A 20,634-nucleotide genomic window follows, 5' to 3' on the forward strand; every position below is an offset into this window, starting at 1 on the left:
CTTTTCATATGCACTATCGAGCGCATGGAATTTTCGTTAGAACAGTTCTCTAAGTTGCGGAAAATACGAGGGATATTCGCATGAAACAGTGCAAGGCATGGATTGCCGGTGTGTCGGGTACGAAGCTTACGCCGGATGAGGTTGCCTTTTTCCGCGATGAAAGGCCTTGGGGCTTCATTCTGTTCGCCCGCAATGTCGAAAGTCTTGAACAGGTTGCAGAGTTGACCGCGCATATGCGCGATGTGACGGGCCGCGATCAGACGCCGGTTTTCATCGATCAGGAAGGCGGGCGCGTGCAGCGTCTGCGTCCGCCGCTAGTGCCGAATTATCCATCCGCTGGAGAAATTGGCGCGATCTTTGCACGCGACCGCGAAGCGGGCCTGCGTGCCGCATGGCTGCATGCTCGTTTGCATGCCTTCGATCTGCTGAAGGTCGGCGTCACCTCCGACTGCTTACCGGTTCTCGATGTGCCCGTCGAGGGCGCGCATGATGTGATTGGCGCACGCGCTTATTCCAAGAACCCGCATGCGGTTGCCGAGATGGGCCGTGCCGCTGCCGAGGGCCTGCTGGCGGGCGGTGTGTTGCCGGTGATGAAACACATGCCGGGCCATGGCCGCGCCTTCGCGGATACCCATAAGGAACTGGCCCGTGTAAGCGCGCCGCTGAGCGAATTGCTGGCGCATGATTTCGTGCCGTTCAAGGCGCTGAATGATTTGCCCATGGCCATGACGGCGCATGTCGTTTTCGATGCGCTGGACCCAAAGCGTCCGTCCACTTTGTCGCCGACCGTGATCAACACGATCATTCGTGAAGTGATTCAGTTCGACGGTCTGATCATGAGCGACGATATTTCGATGAAGGCGCTTTCGGGTGAACTGGGCGACATTGCCGACGGAATCATCGGTGCGGGCTGCGACATCGTTCTTTATTGCGCAGGCGTGATGGAAGAGCTGGTGCAGGTTGCTGCCCGCGTGCCAGTGCTCGAAGGCAAATCGAAGCGCCGCGCCGATCTGGCCGAAGTCTATGCAGGTGATCCGGACCTTTCGGATGAGGCTGAACTGCGCGCCGAATTCAATGGCATGTTCGAAGCGATAGCGTAATCGTTAAAACTTGGTAAACTAGAGTTATGCGTTGCCCGGCTTGTCCGGGCCGCGTGAGTGACGACTGCGCATCGAAGGGTTAGCGGCTTGGCAGCATCGGGAACCAACACAGACGGAAAAGACGGCACGCTCGTGCCGATGGATTCGCTGTGGCAAAGCGATGCCGAAAGAGCTTTAAGCGAGCCATCATTGCTGATTGACGTGCAGGGTTTTGAAGGCCCGCTCGATCTTCTTCTGCATCTGGCACGCAACCAGCGTGTCGATCTGGCGCGTATTTCCGTTCTGGCGCTGGCCGAGCAATATCTCGAATTCGTCGAGCGAGCCAGGGCAGTCCGGCTCGAGCTTGCCGCCGATTATCTGGTGATGGCGGCGTGGCTCGCTTACCTCAAATCCAAGCTGCTTATTCCCAAGCAGCAGGGTGACGATGGCGAGACCGGCGAGGAACTTGCAGCATCCTTGCAATTCCGCCTGAAAAGGCTGGAAGCAATGCGCGATGCCGCAGCCGCTCTGGTCAATCGCAACCGGCTGGGGCGCGATGTCTTTGCACGCGGCATGCCGGAAGTGGTGATGGTCGACCGCGCCAGCCAGTTTTCCGCAACACTCTACGATCTTCTGACGGCCTATGCCTCGCAGCGCCAGCGGCAGGCGGTGTCTCATGTTCAGATTACCAAGCGCTCCGTTTGGTCACTGCAGGAGGCGCGGGTCGCACTGGTGCGTCTGATGGGCGGTGATATCGAAGACTGGATTTCGCTCGACCGTTTTCTGATCGACTATGCGCTGTCGCCGCAGGAGAGGGCTTCGGCGCTGGCAAGCTCGTTCGCCGCCAGTCTGGAACTGGTACGGGAGGGCAAGCTGGAAGTCCGCCAGAATGCGCCATTCGAGCCGATTTATATGCGGGCCAAGCCCGGTTTAAGCGAATTTGACGAGGACGAGGATGTCTGAGGCGGAACGCCAGCTGGCGGAATTCGATATGGATGATGAATTTGAGGAAGCACAGCTTCCGGCAAGTGGGCTGGCTGATCTGGCCCGCATTGTCGAAGCAATCATTTTTGCTTCCGCTGAACCGGTGTCTGAGCGCGCACTTCAGGAGCGTTTGCCGCCCAGGGCCGAGCTTGCGCCGATTTTGCAGCATCTCCAGAAGGTTTATGAGTCGCGCGGCGTGCATCTCGTGCAGGTCGGCGCCGCCTGGGCGTTCCGCACCGCGCCGGATCTGGCCTTCCTGATGAGCCGCGAGGCGGTGCAGCAGCGCAAGCTGTCGCGCGCCGCAATGGAAGTGCTGGCGATCATTGCCTATCACCAGCCAGTCACACGCGCTGAACTGGAAGACATTCGTGGCGTCGAAACCTCCAAAGGCACGCTCGATGTGCTGATGGAAACGGGCTGGATCAAGCTGCGCGGACGTCGCCGCACGCCGGGCCGTCCGGTGACATATGGCACGACGGAATCGTTCCTCGACCATTTTGGACTGCCGGAAATCCGCGATCTTCCGGGGCTGGAAGAATTGCGCGGGGCAGGGCTTCTGTCCGCCCGCATGCCTTCAAGCTTTGCTGTTCCGGTGCCGAATATCGACCCGGATGAACTGACGGATGACGAAGAGCCGCTTGAGGATATCGATCTCGAAGACCTTGGTTTGCTGGCCCCCAAGGGATAAGTCAGCGATCGACTTTCCTATGATCCACAATTTGCTGCACATAAAGAGGACACATGCGACGAATAAAATCGTCACATCTGCCTTCACAGCTATACTTCCGTTTGAAAGATTGCTTGAAAGCGCTTAAATCACTATCGACATTGCAGGAACAGGCTGCGCTTAAGCGGCGATGAGAGGAATGAAATGGGTAGCTTTTCCATCTGGCACTGGCTGATCGTTCTAGCGGTTGTGCTGCTTCTTTTTGGCCGCGGCAAGATTCCCGAGCTGATGGGTGATGTTGCCAAGGGCATCAAGAACTTCAAGCAGGGCATGAACGACGAAGACGCCGCCAAGGACGCCCGGGACGACGGTCGCACGATCGACGCCAAGGCGGAAGAAACCGTCAACGACGTCAAGAAAACCACCAAGTCCTGATCTATCGGATCAAGAATGCTGCGTGTCAAAACGGATACGCAGCATGTTTGCCATCTGTAATAGTGCGGTTTTCCGCCGAAAGACGGGACACGCGCGCAGTGCGCGGGGTATAAAATGCTCGATGTCGGTTGGTCTGAATTGCTGGTCATTGCGATCGTGATGATCGTTGTCGTCGGCCCCAAGGATTTGCCGAAGATGCTTAGAGCCTTCGGTAAGGCGACTGCGCGCATGCGCGCCACAGCCAATGAGTTTCGCAACCAGTTCAACGAAGCCTTGAAAGAGGCGGAGCTGGAAGACGTCAAGAATATCATCGACGAAACGCGCAAGCTCGATCCGCGCTCCAAGCTTACGCAGGTTTTCGATCCGATTCGAAGTGCAGGTGAAGACCTGAAGTCGAGCATCAAATCCTCGACCTCCATGTCTCCGGCGACACCCGATACGGTTGCAGAAGTGACCACGCCGGTCGACGCAAGCGGAACGCCTGTTCCTGTAGCAGCGCCTGCTCAGGCTGAAGCTGTTGCAGAAAAGCCTGCAAAGGCCCCACGCGCTCCACGCAAGACAGCAGCAAAAGCAGCGCCTAAAGCTGCTGTGGCGAAGGCCGAACCCGCTGCGCCGAAGGCTGTAAAGGCCGCGACGGCAAAGCCTGCTGCCGCCAAAACGGCTGCTCCCAAAACGGTTGCGGCAAAACCCGCACCGAAGAAAGTTGCTCCGGTTAAAACAGCGGACGCATCCAAGCCAGCTGCCGACAAGGCGGTTGCTCCTGCCAAGAAGACCACCAAGAAGACAGGAACCAAAGCGTGACCCGTGACGAGGATGAAATCGAGCAGAGCTCAGCGCCCTTGCTTGAACACCTGATCGAACTGCGCCGCCGCCTTATCTGGGCAATCCTGGCATTTTTCGTGGCATTTGCAGTTTGCTTCGCATTCGCAAAGCACCTTTTCAATCTGCTTGTCGTGCCCTACCAGTGGGCGATCGACTGGGCAGGTATGGATCGTTCCAAGGCGGAGCTGATCTATACCGCGCCGCAGGAGTTCTTCTTCACGCAGGTGAAGGTGGCGATGTTCGGCGGTATCGTGCTCGCTTTCCCGATCATTGCAGCACAGATCTACAAGTTCGTCGCGCCGGGGCTCTATAAGCATGAGCGTATGGCATTTCTGCCGTTCCTCATCGCATCGCCGATCTTGTTCCTGCTCGGCGGCGCGCTCGTCTATTTCTTCTTCACCCCGATGGTAATGTGGTTCTTTCTGGCCATGCAGCAGTCGGGTGGCGGCGGCGAAGTGCAGATTTCGCTTTTGCCGAAGGTGTCCGAATATCTGAGCCTCATCATGACGCTCATTTTCGCTTTCGGTCTGGTTTTCCAGTTGCCGGTCGTCACAAGCCTCATGGCGCGTGTTGGTCTCGTGACTTCGGCTGGCCTGAAGGACAAGCGTAAATATGCGATTGTGATTGCCTTCATCGTGGCGGCTGTTCTGACACCGCCCGATCCAGCGAGCCAGATCGGTCTTGCCTTGCCGACGATCCTTCTCTACGAGATTTCCATTATCGTGGCTCGTATGATCGAGAAGAAGCGCGACGAAGCAGAGAACGCAAAAGACGCTGAAAACGACACTTCTTCCTCCTGATCGTAAACTACGATTTCCGCTGGCCGCAGTCTTTGCGGCCCGCTTCTGTTCAATTTCACGAAACGGCTTTTCCCATGCTCGACATCAAATGGATTCGCGAAAACCCTGAAGACCTCGACAAGGCGCTTGCAAAGCGCGGGGCAGGGCCGCTCTCGTCCGAACTGATCGCGCTCGACGAAAAGCGCCGTGAAAATGTCGGCAAGGTTCAGGCTGCGCAGGAACGCCGCAATGCTGCTTCGAAGGAAATCGGCAAGGCGATGGCTGAAAAAGATGCCGCCACCGCCGACAAGCTGAAAGCGGAAGTCAGCGAACTCAAGAATTTTCTTGCTGAGGCCGAGGAAGAAGAGCGTCGTCTGGTCAAGGAATTGAACGACGCGCTGTCGACTATTCCGAATGTTCCGCTTGGCGATGTGCCGCTTGGCAAGGACGAAGCCGATAATGTCGAGGTTCGTCGCGTCGGCAATCAGCGCAACTTCTCTTTCCAACCGAAAGAGCATTATGAGTTGGGCGAAGCGCTCGGCATGATGGATTTCGAACGCGCGGCAAAAATCGCCGGTGCGCGCTTCACCATCCTGAAGGGCGGTCTGGCGCGTCTGGAACGTGCGCTCGGCCAGTTCATGCTTGATCTGCACACGACCCAGCACGGCTATACCGAAACCATGCCGCCGCTGATGGTGCGCGACGAGGCTGTTTATGGCACCGGCCAGTTGCCGAAATTCTCGGAAGACCTGTTCCGCACCACCGACGGCCGTTGGCTGATTCCGACGGCGGAAGTGCCGCTGACTAATCTGGTTGCGGATGAAATCGTCGATGTGAAGACCCTGCCGCAGCGCTATACGGCGCTGACGCCTTGCTTCCGTTCGGAAGCGGGTTCCGCCGGTCGTGATACACGCGGCATGCTGCGCCAGCACCAGTTCCTGAAAGTGGAAATGGTGTCGATCACCGATGCAGATAGCTCGGTTGCCGAACATGAACGCATGACGGCTTGCGCCGAAGAAGTGCTGAAGCGTCTTGAACTGCCGTTCCGCACTGTCGTGCTCTGCACTGGCGATATGGGCTTTGGCGCGCAGAAGACCTATGACATCGAAGTCTGGCTGCCGGGCCAGAACACCTATCGCGAAATCTCCAGCTGCTCGGTCTGCGGTGATTTCCAGGGTCGCCGCATGAACTCCCGCTATCGTCCGGAAGGCGAGAAGTCGACGCGCTTCGTCCACACCCTCAACGGGTCCGGCGTTGCCGTCGGTCGTGCGCTCATCGCTGTCATGGAAAATTACCAGCAGGAAGATGGCAGCATTCATATTCCTGAAGCATTGCAGCCATACATGGGCGGCCTCACGCGCATTGAAAAGGCTGCGTGATTCAGGATTTCAACAATTAGGACAGGAGTGAAGACGTGCGAATTTTGCTGACGAACGATGATGGTATCCACGCTGAAGGCCTCGCAGTTCTGGAGCGAATCGCACGACAGCTCTCGGACGATGTCTGGGTTGTTGCACCGGAAACCGACCAGAGTGGCCTTGCACATTCGCTGACCCTGTCGGAACCGCTGCGTCTGCGGCAGATCGACGACACCCATTTCGCACTGCGCGGCACGCCGACCGATTGTGTCATCATGGGTGTCCGTCACGTTCTGCCGGGCGCGCCGGACCTCATCCTGTCCGGCGTCAACTCCGGTGCGAATATTGCCGACGACGTGACCTATTCAGGCACTGTGGCCGGTGCGATGGAAGGCACGCTGCTCGGCATCCGCTCCATCGCCCTGTCGCAGGAATATGATTACGAAGGCGACCGCCGGATCGTTCCGTGGGAGACGGCTGAAACGCACGCACCGGATCTCATCCGCAAGCTGGTCGCTGCCGGTTGGCCGGAAGGCGTTCTGTTGAACCTCAATTTCCCGAATTGTGGTGCCGATGAAGTGCAGGGCACCCGCGTGACGGCACAGGGCAAGCTTAGCCACGATGCGCGTCTTGACGAGCGCCGCGACGGTCGCGGATTCCCGTATTTCTGGCTGCGTTTCGGTCGTGGCAAGGCCCCGGTCGCCGACGACAGCGATCTTGCAGCCATCCGTTCGGACTGCATCTCGGTCACGCCGTTGCACCTTGATCTCACCGCGCATAAGGTTCGTGCAGAACTGAGCGCTGCGCTTGGTCTTGAAGCTTGAAGCGGGGGGAAGCATGAGGCAGGCAACGTCTGAGCGGCCAAGGCTTTCGGACCGGGAAGGATTTGCATCCTTCGTCTTGCGCATGCGCGCGCGTGGCATTGATGATCCGCGCCTCTTTGCAGCCATTGAAGCAACACCACGCCAGAGCTTTCTTGCTTCGGCGTGGTCGCATCTGGCCTATAGCACCCGCACAGCGCCGCTCGATTGCGGCGAATATATCGAAGGCATTGACGATCAGGCGCGTGTGCTGGCGGCGCTCAAGCTGGAGCCGGGTCATCGCGTGCTGGAAATCGGCACCGGTTCGGGCTTTACCGCCGCTGTCATGTCGTCGTTATCGGGCCGCGTGACGACGGTGGAACGTTATCGCAAACTTTGCGACCACGCCTTGCAGCAGTTCGTTTCGCTCAAGCGCGAAAACATCATGGTCAAGCATGCCGATGGACGCCACGGCATGCCGGGCGGGCCGTTCGACCGAATCATTCTCTGGCTGGCTTGCGAAGAAGTGCCGCGCCATTTTGTGGAGCTTCTCGCAACACACGGTGTACTCATCGCGCCGATCGGTCCCGGCGACGGCGAACAGATCATGACGCGAATCTCGAAGGTCGGCAGTCGCTTCGAGCAGGAAAGCCTGATGGTTGTCCGCTATCAGCCCTTCATCGAAGGCGTTTCTTCGGTTCTTTAGAGCACATCCCGAAAAGTGTGAAACGGTTTTCGGATGAGATGTGCGTTTCAATAAACATTTAGAGCGCCGATCTGATTGAATCAGATCGGCGCTCTAAATCGCCATTTTCCCAAACTATAGTGCCATCCATTCCGGTTTTCGTCGGAAGGGTGGCTGCGCGCCAATGTTCGCTTATGGTGTTTAATTGGTGAATCTTTTTTCAAAGTTGGGTCGTTCTTAACCAGCGAGTAACATTAACGCGCTTTAATCGTCTTACTGAGTTTCGAGTATGGACGAGTTGAACATGCGTTTCCCAATTTTGCAGCATACGTCCGAACGTCTCCTGCGGAATGTCGCAATCGTTCTGATTGCCGGCTTTGGAGCCGGGTGCAGTTCCGATACGATGCGTTTCACCGACGGCATCTTTACCGGTTCGACGTCCAATCAGCGCGTTGCGCAACAGCCCACAGGCGATGTTTATGCGTCAGCCCCAATAGCGCCGGCCCCGCGGGTTTCCAGCGGAACGGTACAACGTAATTCGCTGCCGGCGCCATCAGCCGTATCTTCCGCCCCAATGGCGGCACCCGTTGCGGCAGCACGACAGTCGGTTCAGGCCCCTGTCGCTGCAGCCTCCACGCAGATGCAGAATCAGGTTGGTCAGGCTCACACTATGGCCTCCAACCAGGTCAATGGTGCAGAGACCCGCGTGGCAAGTGCTGCGACCACGACCCACAACGCCGTGAACGGTACTGTTAACGGCGCGAAGGAAAAGGTTCTGGGTCAGCTTCCGGCAACGCCGGGGCAGGGTGCTCCGCGTCCGATGGACAACAACATCGCCGTTGTCCCGGCAGCCCCTTCGGTCAACGGCAAGAAGTCATCTGCCGCTACCGATATGGCTTCCGCAGGCGCAAACACCGCAACACCTCCTGCGCCAAAGGGCGGCTATACGGTTCAGAGCGGTGATTCGCTGTTCTCTATCGCACAGAAGCACAATGTTCCGGTTGAAGATCTGAAGCGGGCCAATGGCCTGTCCAACGGCGCTATCCGGGTCGGTCAGACACTGGTAATCCCTGCCGCAGGTGCTGCTGCTGTAACGCAAGTTGCCGCTGTCACGCCGCAGCCAGCCAGCCCGGCCAAGGCCGCAGCTGCTGCAAACGATGCGGATGCCGGAAGTGTGAAGCCTTATACGCCGCCGCAGGCGAGCAACAAGGTGATCGAAGATGCGGAGAAGGATCAGGCCGCAGCGCCTTCCTCCACCGGTATCTCTCAGATGCGCTGGCCGGTTCGCGGTCGCATTCTGGCCAGCTTCGGTCAGCGTGATGGCACTGCGGTCAGCGACGGCATCGACATCATGGTTCCGGAAGGAACGTCGGTTAAGGCCGCTGAAAACGGCGTCGTCATCTATGCTGGCGATGGCCTGAAGGAATTCGGCCAGACGGTTCTGATCCGCCACGACAACGGGCTGGTCACGGTTTACGGCCATAACAGCCAGATACTGGTGCAGCGCGGCCAGAAGGTTCGCCGTGGCGAAGATATCGCCAAGTCGGGCATGAGCGGCAACGCGAAGTCGCCGAAGCTGCACTTCGAGGTGCGCAAGAATTCCTCGCCGGTCAATCCTTCCAAATATCTGGAAAGCTGATCCGGGCAGGGCAAGACAAACAAAAAGGCGGGCTGAAAAGCCCGCCTTTTTGCTTATGCGCGTTTTTTACATGGCCACGCCAAGGCGTCCGGCAAGGTCTTGAACATATTGCCATGCCACACGACCGGAGCGATTGCCGCGCGTGGTCGACCATTCGAGAGCTTCTGCGTGAAGCTTGGCCTTGTCGTAACTCAGTTTGAAATGGGCCGCATAGCCATCGACCATTGCGAGATAGTCGTCCTGGCTGCATTTGTGGAAGCCGAGCCACAGACCGAAACGATCCGACAGCGATACTTTTTCCTCGATGGCTTCAGAAGGGTTGATCGCGGTGGAGCGCTCGTTGTCGATCATGTCTCGCGGCATGAGATGGCGGCGGTTCGACGTGGCGTAGAAGATCACATTGCCCGGACGACCTTCAACGCCGCCTTCGAGTGCGGCCTTCAGCGACTTATATGACGTGTCGTCATGGTCGAAGGAAAGGTCGTCGCAAAACAGGATAAAGCGGTAAGCCGTATCCTTGATCATGTTCATCAGGGTCGGCAGGCTGTCGATATCCTCGCGGTGGATTTCAATCAGCTTGAGCGGCTTCTGGGAGGCCAGTTCGGCATTGACGCTGGCCTGCGCGGCCTTCACCAGCGAGGATTTGCCCATGCCGCGTGCGCCCCACAGCAGAACATTGTTTGCCGGATAGCCATTTGCGAAGCGACGGGTATTGTCTACGAGCTGATCACGCACCAAATCTACGCCACGGATCAGGGAGATATCCACGCGGTTCACTCGGCTAACCGGATCAAGCGTCAGTCGTTCCGGCGCCCAGACAAAACAGTCTGCGGCGTCGAGGTCTGGCGTTTTGGCTTCTGGTGGCGCGATACGTTCGAGCGCGGCGATCAAACGGTCCAGTTTCTGGCTGAGTATGTTTTCGGTCGTCATTTCATGCCCCTAGTGGTCTTATTCCGACATTTGCGTCCCAGTGTTACAATCGGTCCCAGCGAATGTCAGAATCGAAAAGATCACCAGATGCTGTAAGACTCTAGTGGATTTTTCCAATTTGACGTTTGAACAAGCGTTTTTGACAAACGGAGTTCAAAGGCCAAATTCAATCCACTCGTCGTCGGCGAACGGCTTAACATGCCACAGCGGAGGCGAAAAGTGTGCGACCTTGGCGCAGGCGGGATGATCGCCGGTTGCAATTGGCGCGCCAACCATTGTAATGCCCTTAACAAATTGTCTTTGAGACTTCAGAGGAGTTCCTAATGTTCGTAACACCGGCTTTCGCTCAAGCACCTGGCGGCGGCGCTTTTGGCCCAGACATGCTGATGAGCATTCTGCCGTTCATCCTGATCTTCGTCATCATGTACTTCCTCATCATCCGCCCACAGCGGACCCAGATGAAGAAGCGTCAGGAAATGCTGACCGCAGTTCGCCGTGGCGATACGGTTGTGACCGGCGGCGGCATCGTCGGCAAGGTGCAGAAAGTCGTCGACGACAATGAAGTCGAAGTCGAAATCGCCGAAGGCGTTCGCATCAAGGTTCTGCGCAGCACGCTGATGGATGTGCGCGTCAAGGGCGAACCAGTCGCCGATAATAAGAACAAATAATCTCTTTTTGAGATGAAACGGGCTCCGGTAAGTTTTTTCTAACCGGAGCCCGTGCAATATTCGGTCGGCGCGACCTTCATAAGCGCGCTTACCTCAAGGCCGGAGAGCGGTGCGCATTCGCACCCCGGCATGCTCTGTCCAGGCCAAAACGGGCCAAGCTGAAACGGAATTGCTGCTCTATGCTCTATTTTTCACGCTGGAAATCGGCCCTGATCTGGTTGGCGGTACTCGTCAGCTTCGTCATCGCTTCCCCTAATTTTTTCTCGCGTGAAACGCTGGCAAATCTGCCCGGTTTCCTGCCGAAGAAACAGGTCGCGCTCGGGCTTGATCTTTCCGGCGGCTCCCGCCTTGTTCTGCAAGTTCAAAATGCGGGCAAGAACGACCTGGAACGCAGCGCGGAGATCATGCGGCAGCGCCTGGAGGAGCTGGGTTACGGTAATCCCGTTGTGGAAACCGAAGCGCGCAACCAGATTCGCGTTGAAGTGCCCGGCCTTTACGATGCGCAGCTTCTGAAAGATATTCTGAGCATTCGCGGCGATCTTTCGTTCCACGCTGTGGATGATTCCGTTTCGCCGGACGACGCCATTCGCGGCACACCGCCAGCGGATAGCGAAATCGTTTATTCCTATGACGATCCGCCGGTCGGCTATCTCGTCAAGAAACAACCAATTCTCACCGGCGCAAACATCACCGACGCGAAGGCAACGCTTTCTTCCGATGATAATGAGCCGGTTATCACCCTGACCCTTGATGATGCAGGCCGCAAAGGTCTGGCTGCCTTGACCGCCAATGCGACGGGCAAGAGCTTTGCCATTGTGGTCGATAATCAGGTCGTGTCTGCGCCGGTCATCAGCGAGCCGCTCGACACAAACGAGTTACAGATTTCCGGCGCCTTCGATTTGCAGGCCGCCAATAATATGGCCGTTGTTCTGCGATCCGGCACATTGCCGCAAGCTGTGACCGTGCTGGAAGAGCGCACCATTGCATCTGCGCTTGGCGAGGATTATGCCAGCGCTGCCGTGACGGCAGCGCTTCTGGCCGCACTTCTCGTCGGCCTGTTCATGGTGCTGTCCTACGGCATTCTGGGCGTCATCGCGATGGTGGCGCTTGTGGTCAACATCATCATCCTGACTGCGGTTATGTCGCTGATCGGCGCTTCGATCAGCCTTGCCAGCGTTGCAGGTCTGGTGCTGATCATCGGCATGGCGGTCGATGCGAATATTCTGATCTACGAACGCGTGCGTGAAGATCGCCGCAAGGGCTATTCCGTCGTGCAGGCGATGGAATCCGGCTTCTACCGTGCGCTGTCGACCATCGTTGACGCCAATCTGACGACGTTGATTGCCGCATTGGTTCTGTTCCTGCTGGGCTCCGGCACGGTGCATGGCTTTGCCCTGACCGTTGCTGTTGGTATCGGCACGACGCTGTTCACCACGCTCACCTTCACCCGTCTGCTGATCGCCCAATGGGTGCGTACGGCGAAGCCGAAGGAAGTGCCGAAGCGCCGTCTCAAGCTTGTGCCGACGGTGACGCATATTCCATTCATGCGCCTGCAGTTCATTACGCTTGGCATTTCGGTGCTGGCCTGCGCGATCGTGGTGGCGCTGTTTGTGAATATTGGCTTCAACTACGGCATTGATTTCCGTGGTGGCTCGATGGTCGAGCTTCAGGCGCGCAGCGGCGACGCCAATATTGAAGACATTCAAGACCGTCTTTCCGAACTGAATATCGATAGCGCCCGCGTTCTACCTGCCAAATCGCCGCGTTCGGCGCTTGTGATTATCGGCAGCCAGGAAGTTGGTGACGATGCCGAACAGACGGTCGCCGTGAAGCTGCGCGGTGAATTCGAACAGGATTACTCCTTCCAGCGCGTCGAGGTGGTCGGCCCGACCGTTTCCGAACAGCTGTCCCATGCCGGTATTCTGGCCGTTGTCCTGTCATTGATCGGCATTTTCATCTATGTCTGGGTCCGCTTCCGCTGGCAGCTGGCACTCGGCGCGGTGCTTTCGACATTGCACGACGTGGTTATTCTCGCGGGCATGTTCATCGTCTTCCGGATGGAATTCAATCTCTGGAGCGTTGCGGCGATCCTGACGATCATCGGTTATTCGCTGAACGATACGGTGGTGATCTATGACCGCGTTCGCGAAAATCTGCGTCGCTATAGCAGCGCGCCGCTGCCTGCGATCATCGATGCTTCGATCAACCAGACCTTGTCGCGTACCTTGCTGACGTCCTTTGTAACGTTCCTTGCGCATATTCCGCTTTACGCCTTCGGCGGCGCCGATATCCGCATGTTTGCGCTGGCGCTGAGTGTGGGCATTATCGTGGCGAGCTATTCGTCGATCTTCATCGCCGCACCGCTGCTGGTTCAGTTCGGACTGAAGCCGCGCGGTCCCGAGCAGGATGAGGAAATGGGCGACGAACTGGCGCAGTCGCTGAATCTGGAAAGCTGAGCATGGCCAAGGGAATAGAAATACGCGAAGCGCATTTTCCGGGGCGCGCCCCGATTGACGCTTACGGCGATGGCGGTTTTCGCTTTGCCGAAATGTCGCATCGCGGTTCGATCCTGTGTCTGCCGTCCGGGATTCACGGCTGGAAGCCTGAAACGCCGCCCGTGCTGTCACGCGCCGATCTGGAGCTTATTCTGGAGCAGGCCTCTGATATCGAGATTCTGCTGGTTGGAACCGGTATGGATTTGCGGCGTATTCCGGAAGATGTGCGCGCCATTTTGCGGGAACACCGCATTTCGTCCGATCCGATGAGCACAGGCGCTGCCGTGCGGACCTATAATGTGCTCCTCGCGGAAGATCGCGCGGTCGCGGCGGCGCTTATTGCAGTAGAATAACGATCATGAACCAGAATGAGGCACATTGCCTGGCCCTTCTTCGTGAGGCTGACCGGGACCGTTACCTGTCGGTGCTCTATGCGCCGGAGGATAAACGCGGCGGTCTGGCGGCTCTTTATGCCTTCAATGCGGAAGTGGCGCGCATTCGCGACCTCGTTCATGAGCCATTGCCGGGTGAAGTGCGACTGCAATGGTGGCGTGATCTGATCAATGGCGAGGCGAGGGGCAGTGCCGAGGCGCATCCCGTTGCCGCTGCTCTGGTCGAAACGATCAATAAATACGAGCTTCCGCGCACCGCTTTCGACAATTATTGCGAAGCGCGCATCTTCGATCTCTATGACGATCCGATGCCGAGCCGTAACGATCTTGAGGGCTATTGCGGCGAGACCGCATCGGCAATCATTCAGTTAGCCGGCTTTATTCTGGATCGCGATGCGGCGCAGGCACATAGTGAAACGGCCGGCCATGCAGGTGTTGCTCAGGCAGTAACCGGCCTGCTGCGTCTTCTGCCGACCCATCGTCGACGCGGCCAGCTCTATGTTCCGGCTGACATGCTGGCTTCGGTTGGCGTGACGCGGGAGGCATTTTTGGGCAGCGACGATCCGTCGGCCTGCGAGCGCGTGGTCAGCGTGATGCTGGCGCTGGCGCGTGAACATCTGGCGATTTTCGATAAAGCAAACGCGGCATTGCCCAAAAGCCTCGCGCCGGCATTCTTGCCGATGGCCATTGTACCCGCTTATCTGAAAGCGATTGAACGCCTTGGCGGCAAGGCGGCGGAACGGACAGCCGATATTTCGGCTATCCGTAAGCAGTGGCTGATGTTTCGCGCCAATTTCTGACCGTCAGGCCAGTTGTTCCAACCATTTCCTGAAATCCGCAAGAGCGCGAGCGGATAGCGCACGCTTCTTGGCAATGGTCTTTTCCTTGCCACGCAGGCGCTTGCCTTCTTCCTTCGGAACTTCGACCGGCGGAAACAGTCCAAAATTGACATTCATCGGCTGGAACGACCGTTTGCCGGGTTCCGCATCGTCGGCGACGATGTGGCCGCCTGTGATGTGCCCAAGCAACGCGCCAAAGGCGGTCGTTGGCGGCGGCGGCACGGCTGCATTGCCCAGTTGCTCCGCCGCAGTGAACCGACCGGCGAGAAGACCGATGGCCGACGATTCGACATAGCCTTCGCAACCCGTCACCTGACCGGCAAACCGCAAGGTCGGGCGCGACTTCAGGCGCAGCACACTGTCGAGCAGCACGGGCGAATTGAGGTAAGTGTTGCGATGCAAACCGCCGAGACGCGCGAATTCGGCATTTTCCAATCCGGGAATCATCTTGAAGATGCCCGTCTGCGAGCCGTATTTCAGCTTCGTCTGGAAACCGACCATGTTGTAGAGCGTGCCCAGTGCATTGTCCTGACGCAATTGCACGACTGCATAGGCCTTGACGGTCGGGTTATGCGCGTTGGTCAAGCCCATCGGCTTCATCGGGCCGTGGCGCAGCGTTTCGGGTCCGCGTTCCGCCATGACTTCAATCGGCAGGCAGCCATCGAAATAGGGCGTGCCTTCCCATTCCTTGAATTCCGTCTTGTCGCCTTCGACAAGCGCCGCCACGAACGCCTCATACTGCTCCTTGTCCATAGGGCAGTTGATATAGTCCTTGCCAGTGCCGCCGGGACCGACCTTGTCGTAACGCGACTGGAACCAGCAGACGTCCATATTGATCGAATCGAAATGCACGATAGGCGCAATCGCATCGAAGAAGGCGAGCGCGTCGGCATCTGTTTCCGCAGCGATGGCTTCGGCCAGCGACGGCGCGGTCAGGGGGCCGGTGGCAACGATTGTCGTGCCCCATTCTGCTGGCGGCAGGCCAGTGACTTCCTCACGCTGGATGGTGATCAGCGGATGAGCCTCAAGCTTTTCGGTCACGGCTTGCGCAAATCCCTCGCGATCCACGGCAAGCGCGCCGCCCGCCGGAACCTGATGCGCATCTGCGCAGGCCATGATGAGTGAACCCGCAAGGCGCATTTCGGCATGCAGAACGCCGACAGCGTTGGTTTCGGCATCGTCGGAGCGGAACGAATTGGAGCAGACGAGTTCTGCCAGCTGCTCGGTCTTGTGCGCATCGGTGCCGCGTACGGGGCGCATTTCATGCAGCACGACAGGAATGCCTGCCTGCGCAATCTGCCAGGCAGCTTCGGAGCCAGCGAGACCGCCGCCAACGACGTGAATGGGGGTGAGATCGGATGTGTTTGGCGATGTGTTTGTCATGGCCCTTCCCATATCGCCTTTGCGGGCGGCCATCAATGGGCGAGCTAGTGGTCTGATTCCAACATTTGCATCCCTCGGTTCAAGCGCCGAGCAAATGTTGGAATCATAAAGACCACTAGCAAGTATATGTATCTAGCGGATTTTTCGAATTTGACGTTTGAAACAGCATATGTGTCAGTCGGGATTCAAACGTCAAATTCAATCCACTAGGCCCCAAAAAACAAATGGCATCCGTCGCGGGAGGAAGTGCGACGGATGCCATATGGAAAGACCGGATTGGGAGGAGGAGAACCGGTCTTGTTATCGCAAAGCCTGGGAGGAGGATGGCTTGGCGATGAACCAAGGCTGGTGGGAGGAGGATCCAGTCCTGGTGGTATTCACGGCTCGAAACTTCAATCTGAAATTTTCATCGAAAGGCGTTCAGCGTAAAGCAATCGTCGCGAACAGCTTTTCGGTCTTCAGCTTGATGCTTAGCGAGCCTTGCTCTGACGAGCGACATAAGGGATGTCGGCGCGGGAGATGCCGAGATCGTTCAGTTCGCGAGTCGAAAGCTGGTTCAGTTCGCTAACGGTTTCACGGTAACGACGCCAGTTGTTGTAAGAGCGAAACAGGTTCATGGTCTTAATCCTTCAATGTGCGATGGTATCGCTTGGGTTCAATTCATCTCTTTTGTTGCCCATGATATAAGCTATTGTTTTTGCAAGTTGCAGAGCCGACTTTGCATAGCTGCTCTGCGGATGCTGCAAGACGGTTCCAGAGCGCGTTTCGATCTGAACAAATCAGATCGGCGCTCTAACCGTTTCTGTTTGAAGCATAATCTTCTCGACCTCGTTTCACTCCGGTCGGATTATGCTTTAAATCGATTGGACTGTTCCGGCACAAAATTGCCGCAATGCGATTTGATCGCTTGGTTTGCTGGTTGCGAAGTTTCTTATATGTTCTCAGCCGGTTGCGGTTGTGACCGTCATTTCAGTTCGTTGACCCGGGAGTCATTTTGTCTTTTTCAATCTCAGTGGAGCGCCTGATTGAGCGCTGGCAGCAGGAAGGCCTGATCGATGCAGTTACCGCGTCGCGCCTGAATGCGGATCTTGAAAAACGAGCCACGGGTTTCAGCCTCGGTGCAGTGCTCGCCACGCTTGGCGGCCTGCTTCTTGGTGCCGCCGTCATTATGCTGGTTGCCGCCAATTGGCAGGATATGCCGCGCCTGATGCGGATCGGGCTGGTGCTTGCACTCATCTGGATTGGCTATCTTGGCGGCGCATGGCGGCAGGCAAAGGGCGACAAGGTGTTCTCGTCCGCTCTTTATGTCGTCGGTGCTGCGTCCTTCGGCGCAGGAATCGCGCTTGTCGGGCAGATGTATCACGTGTCCGGCGATGTTCATTCCGCCGCCGTCTACTGGACCCTGGGTGTGCTTGCATCTGCGTTTCTGCTGCGTGCGCCGGTTCTGGCCGCTTTTGGGGCGGGCGTTGCGTGCTTCTATCTTTCAACATTCGTGTTTGACGGCACACCGGCGGACAATGCCGATTTGGCCTATCGCTGGATTGGTCCGCTTCTGCTGCTGGTCGGCGTCGGTGCAGCGCTCCTCACGCGCTCGCGCCATGCGGCTCATCTCTGGGCGCTGTTCGCGATTGGCTGGGCCTTGCTGGTTTATGCCAAGAATGAAAACGATGTGGTGTTGTGTCTTATGATTGCGGTCGGCATCGCTTTCATGCTGGCGGACGCGTTCGCGCATGACACGATGGAGCGGCTCACACGCTTTGCGCAGCCGCTGGCATCCTATGGTCTGATGCTGGCGCTGCTATCGCTCGGCATTCTGCAACTCAATCATATGTTCTCGTCTTCGGGCGGCTCTGCCTCCTTCGATCAGGACGTGCTTTATAGTATGCTGATCCTTGGCCTATCGATTGGCGCTATCGCATTGTGCGGTCGCGACAATGGCGGATTGCGCTCCATTGCCTATGCGGCGTTTTCATTTCAGGTGCTGTATCTGGCATTCACAACCGTGGGCACGATGATCGGCACATCCGGCTTCTTCCTGACAGCGGGTGTTCTCGTGCTGCTTCTGGCGGCCTTTGTCCGCCGTATGGAACGACGGTTCGGTAAAAAGCGCGAAGCAGGGAGCCAGTCATGAGCAGGAAGTGGCTTTATATAGGTGCTGCCGTCTCCGCCTTGCTGCAAAGCGGCATTCTTTATGCGGGTATCGAACAGCGCGCATCCATATTGCGCTCAGGCCATGAAATCGTGTTGCAGACCGAGCCGGTCGATCCACGCGATCTGATGCGCGGCGATTACGTCATTCTCGGCTACGAGATTTCCAGTGTCATGGGCAAGGAGGTGCAGGGCAAACCTTCTGGCGAACCGCGAACTGTCTATGTGGCCCTGAAGCCGGATGCAGACAGGCTGTGGCATTTCTCGCGGGCGGCGCTCAGCCCTTTCACGGATCTCGCGCCGAATGAGGTGCAGATTCGCGGTCAGTCGACTTACCCGGTTTCTGGCTATCCTGATCAGACCATTCGCCTCAATTTCGGCATCGAACGCTTTTATGTTCCGGAAGGACAGGGGCGCGATATCGAAATCGGACAACGCGAAAGCCGGATTTCTGTTGTCGTTGCCGTCGATGATAGCGGTACGGCGGTCATCAAGGCTTTGCGGGACGAAGGTCGGCAACTCTATGAAGAACCGCTCTATTGATCAGGGTTTCCGGCTGTTCCGGCAGTCTTATTCGGCTACATCAAGCTGAAGTTTATCTCAGGCTTGGCATGCGCGGAATGATCGCTATATAGAGGGGCAGAGTGCCGGAAGTGTTTCGTCTTGCCAAACCCGGAAAATCTATACCGGGAAGGCGGCTTTTTTCCTTTGAACCGGGAAAATTGGATGATATAGAGACGCGCGCTTTCGAGGGCAGTTCAAGATCTGAGACGAATTTGGTGCGTTCTAAAGAATGCGCTTCGGTTCAGAAGCGGATATGGCGAAATTGGTAGACGCACCAGATTTAGGTTCTGGCGGGAGACCGTGGGGGTTCGAGTCCCTCTATCCGCACCAACTGCCAATAAGGCCAAAGAATTTCTCTCCCGCGTCTAGAGGCCCAGCGTCTAGAGCAAGGTGCCGGAAACGGCGGGATAATGACAAGAAGTGAAGGTTTGAACATGCAGGTTACCGAAACGCTCAATGAAGGGCTGAAGCGCGAGATTAAAGTCGTGGTTCCGGCCGGAGATCTCGAAGCCAAGCTCGCTGAGCGGCTCGATACCGCGCGCGGCCGCGCGAAGATCAATGGTTTCCGTCCGGGCAAGGTGCCTGCCGGTCACCTGCGCAAGATGTATGGCCGTTCGTTCATGGCCGAGATCGTCAATGAAATCCTGAGCGATTCGTCGCGTTCGGTTCTCGCAGACCGTAACGAAAAGTCGGCTACCCAGCCTGAAGTCATCATGTCGGAAGACGAAAAAGAGGCCGAAAAGGTTCTCGACGGTAAGGCCGATTTCGTTTTCTCGCTGAACTACGAAGTTCTGCCGGCTATCGACGTCAAGGATTTCTCCAAGATCGCCGTGACCCGTGAAGTCGTCGAAATCTCGGAAGAAGAAGTTGACGAACAGGTCAAGCGCATCGCTTCCTCGACCCGTACCTTCGAAACCAAGAAGGGCAAGGCCGAAAACGAAGATCGCGTGACGATCGACTATCTCGGTAAGCTCGACGGCGAGCCGTTTGACGGCGGTGCAGACAACGACGCTCAGCTCGTTCTGGGTTCGGGCCAGTTCATTCCGGGCTTTGAAGAGCAGCTCGTTGGCGTCAAGGCTGGCGACGAAAAGGTCATCAATGTGACCTTCCCGGCTGAATACGGCGCAGCGCACCTTGCAGGCAAGGAAGCTACCTTCGACATCAAGGTCAAGGAAGTTGCCAAGCCGAACGAACTGGAACTCAACGACGAAACCGCTACCAAGCTTGGCATTGAGTCGCTTGAGCGTCTGCGTCAGGTTGTTCGCGAACAGATCGAAAGCCAGTACGGCCAGATCACCCGCCAGAAGGTAAAGCGTCAGATTCTCGACGCTCTGGATGGCGATTATCAGTTCGAAACCCCGCAGAAGCTGGTTGACGCTGAATTCAACAACATCTGGCAGCAGATCAACTTCGACCTGCAGCAGGCTGGCCGTACCTTCGAAGACGAAGAAACCACGGAAGAAGCCGCTCGCGAAGAATATCGCAAGCTCGCAGAACGCCGCGTGCGTCTCGGCCTCGTTCTTTCCGAAATCGGCGAGAAGGCTGGCGTTGAAGTTTCTGAAGAAGAACTGCAGCGCGCTGTTTACGACCAGGTTCGCCGTTATCCGGGCCAGGAAAAGGAAATCTACGACTTCCTGCGCAAGACGCCGGATGCCGTTGCTAACCTCCGCGCTCCGATCTTCGAAGAAAAGGTCGTTGACCATCTGCTCGCCAACATCAACGTGACCGACAAGAAGGTCTCGAAGGAAGAGCTGACGGCTGAAGACGAAGACGGTTCGGAAGCAAAGCCTGCAAAGAAGGCTGCGCCGAAGAAGAAGGCCGCTCCGAAGAAGAAGGCCGACGAAGACAAGTCCGAAGAGGCTTAATCTTCTCTGTCTAGCGAATTTGGAACTGGCCGCGCATTGCGCGGCCTTTTCCGTTCAACCCACGGATAAACGGCTGAAAAGCTTGCATCCATGGGGGCTTTG

20 protein-coding genes and 1 tRNA gene are annotated in these 20,634 nt (G+C 57.2%); 18 read left to right on the plus strand and 3 right to left on the minus strand.

What is annotated here, in order from left to right:
• Positions 1 to 80 precede the first annotated feature (80 nt).
• From nagZ to dipM, 10 genes are all read left to right on the plus strand, one after another.
• Entirely contained in the window at positions 81 to 1,100 is a 1,020-nt protein-coding gene (gene nagZ / locus FGI60_RS09515) for a beta-N-acetylhexosaminidase (protein ID WP_138784985.1), read from the plus strand.
• Positions 1,101 to 1,187: 87 nt separating this feature from the next.
• Positions 1,188 to 2,042 (plus strand): segregation and condensation protein A, encoded by an 855-nt coding sequence (locus FGI60_RS09520; protein WP_078338491.1) that lies wholly within the window; start codon positions 1,188 to 1,190, stop codon positions 2,040 to 2,042.
• Positions 2,035 to 2,751, plus strand: coding sequence for an SMC-Scp complex subunit ScpB (scpB, locus tag FGI60_RS09525; protein WP_138784986.1), 717 nt, complete (start codon positions 2,035 to 2,037; stop codon positions 2,749 to 2,751). The genes FGI60_RS09520 and scpB overlap by 8 nt, the downstream gene beginning before the upstream one ends.
• Positions 2,752 to 2,934: 183 nt before the next feature.
• Positions 2,935 to 3,165, plus strand: coding sequence for a twin-arginine translocase TatA/TatE family subunit (locus tag FGI60_RS09530; RefSeq protein ID WP_078338493.1), 231 nt, complete (start codon positions 2,935 to 2,937; stop codon positions 3,163 to 3,165).
• A 114-nt stretch (positions 3,166 to 3,279) separates the two neighbouring features.
• Positions 3,280 to 3,966 carry a Sec-independent protein translocase protein TatB gene (tatB, locus tag FGI60_RS09535; RefSeq protein ID WP_138784987.1) on the plus strand — a complete coding sequence of 229 codons (687 nt, stop codon included), beginning with the start codon at positions 3,280 to 3,282 and terminating at the stop codon, positions 3,964 to 3,966.
• A complete protein-coding gene (gene tatC, locus FGI60_RS09540) occupies positions 3,963 to 4,787 on the plus strand; it encodes a twin-arginine translocase subunit TatC (protein ID WP_138784988.1) in 825 nt (274 codons plus the stop codon). The genes tatB and tatC overlap by 4 nt, the downstream gene beginning before the upstream one ends.
• Positions 4,788 to 4,861: 74 nt before the next feature.
• The gene (gene serS, locus FGI60_RS09545; RefSeq protein ID WP_138784989.1) at positions 4,862 to 6,145 is read left to right on the plus strand and encodes a serine--tRNA ligase; all 1,284 of its coding nucleotides are present in this window, start codon (positions 4,862 to 4,864) and stop codon (positions 6,143 to 6,145) included.
• A gap of 35 nt (positions 6,146 to 6,180) precedes the next feature.
• Positions 6,181 to 6,948, plus strand: a complete 768-nt coding sequence (gene surE, locus FGI60_RS09550; protein WP_138784990.1) for a 5'/3'-nucleotidase SurE — start codon at positions 6,181 to 6,183, stop codon at positions 6,946 to 6,948.
• A gap of 13 nt (positions 6,949 to 6,961) precedes the next feature.
• Entirely contained in the window at positions 6,962 to 7,630 is a 669-nt protein-coding gene (locus tag FGI60_RS09555) for a protein-L-isoaspartate(D-aspartate) O-methyltransferase (protein WP_138784991.1), read from the plus strand.
• 268 nt (positions 7,631 to 7,898) lie between these two features.
• On the plus strand, positions 7,899 to 9,248 hold the full coding sequence (gene dipM / locus FGI60_RS09560; RefSeq protein WP_138784992.1) for a cell division endopeptidase DipM: 1,350 nt from the start codon (positions 7,899 to 7,901) through the stop codon (positions 9,246 to 9,248).
• A gap of 66 nt (positions 9,249 to 9,314) precedes the next feature.
• Here dipM and FGI60_RS09565 read toward each other — a convergent pair whose 3' ends face one another.
• On the minus strand, positions 9,315 to 10,178 hold the full coding sequence (locus tag FGI60_RS09565) for an ATP-binding protein (RefSeq protein ID WP_138784993.1): 864 nt from the start codon (positions 10,176 to 10,178) through the stop codon (positions 9,315 to 9,317).
• A gap of 323 nt (positions 10,179 to 10,501) precedes the next feature.
• On the opposite strand from FGI60_RS09565, the gene yajC reads away from it, so the two are divergent.
• From yajC to FGI60_RS09590, 4 genes are all read left to right on the plus strand, one after another.
• Complete coding sequence (gene yajC, locus FGI60_RS09575; RefSeq protein ID WP_078338501.1) at positions 10,502 to 10,846, plus strand: preprotein translocase subunit YajC; 345 nt, start codon at positions 10,502 to 10,504, stop codon at positions 10,844 to 10,846.
• Between the two features lie 179 nt (positions 10,847 to 11,025).
• Complete coding sequence (gene secDF, locus FGI60_RS09580; protein WP_138784995.1) at positions 11,026 to 13,302, plus strand: protein translocase subunit SecDF; 2,277 nt, start codon at positions 11,026 to 11,028, stop codon at positions 13,300 to 13,302.
• Positions 13,303 to 13,304: 2 nt separating this feature from the next.
• On the plus strand, positions 13,305 to 13,694 hold the full coding sequence (locus FGI60_RS09585; protein WP_138784996.1) for an Mth938-like domain-containing protein: 390 nt from the start codon (positions 13,305 to 13,307) through the stop codon (positions 13,692 to 13,694).
• Between the two features lie 5 nt (positions 13,695 to 13,699).
• Positions 13,700 to 14,533 carry a phytoene/squalene synthase family protein gene (locus FGI60_RS09590; protein ID WP_138784997.1) on the plus strand — a complete coding sequence of 278 codons (834 nt, stop codon included), beginning with the start codon at positions 13,700 to 13,702 and terminating at the stop codon, positions 14,531 to 14,533.
• A 3-nt stretch (positions 14,534 to 14,536) separates the two neighbouring features.
• Here the strand turns inward: FGI60_RS09590 and trmFO are convergent, their stop codons facing one another.
• Positions 14,537 to 15,955 carry a methylenetetrahydrofolate--tRNA-(uracil(54)-C(5))-methyltransferase (FADH(2)-oxidizing) TrmFO gene (gene trmFO / locus FGI60_RS09595; RefSeq protein WP_138784998.1) on the minus strand — a complete coding sequence of 473 codons (1,419 nt, stop codon included), beginning with the start codon at positions 15,953 to 15,955 and terminating at the stop codon, positions 14,537 to 14,539.
• 470 nt (positions 15,956 to 16,425) lie between these two features.
• Positions 16,426 to 16,572 carry a DUF1127 domain-containing protein gene (locus FGI60_RS09605; protein ID WP_078338506.1) on the minus strand — a complete coding sequence of 49 codons (147 nt, stop codon included), beginning with the start codon at positions 16,570 to 16,572 and terminating at the stop codon, positions 16,426 to 16,428.
• A gap of 377 nt (positions 16,573 to 16,949) precedes the next feature.
• On the opposite strand from FGI60_RS09605, the gene FGI60_RS09610 reads away from it, so the two are divergent.
• The 4 genes from FGI60_RS09610 to tig all read left to right on the plus strand — a co-directional run bounded on the left by FGI60_RS09610 (position 16,950) and on the right by tig (position 20,532).
• Positions 16,950 to 18,086, plus strand: coding sequence for a DUF2157 domain-containing protein (locus FGI60_RS09610; protein ID WP_138784999.1), 1,137 nt, complete (start codon positions 16,950 to 16,952; stop codon positions 18,084 to 18,086).
• Entirely contained in the window at positions 18,083 to 18,646 is a 564-nt protein-coding gene (locus tag FGI60_RS09615) for a GDYXXLXY domain-containing protein (RefSeq protein WP_138785000.1), read from the plus strand. The genes FGI60_RS09610 and FGI60_RS09615 overlap by 4 nt, the downstream gene beginning before the upstream one ends.
• 268 nt (positions 18,647 to 18,914) lie before the next feature.
• A tRNA-Leu gene (locus FGI60_RS09625) sits at positions 18,915 to 18,997 on the plus strand.
• 104 nt (positions 18,998 to 19,101) lie between these two features.
• Positions 19,102 to 20,532 (plus strand): trigger factor, encoded by a 1,431-nt coding sequence (gene tig / locus FGI60_RS09630; protein WP_268898815.1) that lies wholly within the window; start codon positions 19,102 to 19,104, stop codon positions 20,530 to 20,532.
• Positions 20,533 to 20,634: the final 102 nt, after the last annotated feature.

The organism is Brucella haematophila (assembly GCF_005938105.1).
GTDB classification, from domain to species: Bacteria; Pseudomonadota; Alphaproteobacteria; order Rhizobiales; family Rhizobiaceae; genus Brucella; species Brucella haematophila.

What these genes read in the sequence shown, in the direction of transcription:
- FGI60_RS09555 (WP_138784991.1), top strand. Translation starts at nt 6,962, where the DNA reads ATGAGGCAGGCAACGTCTGAGCGGCCAAGGCTTTCGGACCGGGAAGGA.
- scpB (WP_138784986.1), top strand. Translation starts at nt 2,035, where the DNA reads ATGTCTGAGGCGGAACGCCAGCTGGCGGAATTCGATATGGATGATGAA.
- FGI60_RS09605 (WP_078338506.1), bottom strand. Translation starts at nt 16,572, where the DNA reads ATGAACCTGTTTCGCTCTTACAACAACTGGCGTCGTTACCGTGAAACC.
- FGI60_RS09530 (WP_078338493.1), top strand. Translation starts at nt 2,935, where the DNA reads ATGGGTAGCTTTTCCATCTGGCACTGGCTGATCGTTCTAGCGGTTGTG.
- FGI60_RS09565 (WP_138784993.1), bottom strand. Translation starts at nt 10,178, where the DNA reads ATGACGACCGAAAACATACTCAGCCAGAAACTGGACCGTTTGATCGCC.
- FGI60_RS09615 (WP_138785000.1), top strand. Translation starts at nt 18,083, where the DNA reads ATGAGCAGGAAGTGGCTTTATATAGGTGCTGCCGTCTCCGCCTTGCTG.
- serS (WP_138784989.1), top strand. Translation starts at nt 4,862, where the DNA reads ATGCTCGACATCAAATGGATTCGCGAAAACCCTGAAGACCTCGACAAG.
- tig (WP_268898815.1), top strand. Translation starts at nt 19,102, where the DNA reads ATGCAGGTTACCGAAACGCTCAATGAAGGGCTGAAGCGCGAGATTAAA.
- secDF (WP_138784995.1), top strand. Translation starts at nt 11,026, where the DNA reads ATGCTCTATTTTTCACGCTGGAAATCGGCCCTGATCTGGTTGGCGGTA.
- yajC (WP_078338501.1), top strand. Translation starts at nt 10,502, where the DNA reads ATGTTCGTAACACCGGCTTTCGCTCAAGCACCTGGCGGCGGCGCTTTT.
- FGI60_RS09590 (WP_138784997.1), top strand. Translation starts at nt 13,700, where the DNA reads ATGAACCAGAATGAGGCACATTGCCTGGCCCTTCTTCGTGAGGCTGAC.
- dipM (WP_138784992.1), top strand. Translation starts at nt 7,899, where the DNA reads ATGGACGAGTTGAACATGCGTTTCCCAATTTTGCAGCATACGTCCGAA.
- tatB (WP_138784987.1), top strand. Translation starts at nt 3,280, where the DNA reads ATGCTCGATGTCGGTTGGTCTGAATTGCTGGTCATTGCGATCGTGATG.
- nagZ (WP_138784985.1), top strand. Translation starts at nt 81, where the DNA reads ATGAAACAGTGCAAGGCATGGATTGCCGGTGTGTCGGGTACGAAGCTT.
- trmFO (WP_138784998.1), bottom strand. Translation starts at nt 15,955, where the DNA reads ATGACAAACACATCGCCAAACACATCCGATCTCACCCCCATTCACGTC.
- FGI60_RS09585 (WP_138784996.1), top strand. Translation starts at nt 13,305, where the DNA reads ATGGCCAAGGGAATAGAAATACGCGAAGCGCATTTTCCGGGGCGCGCC.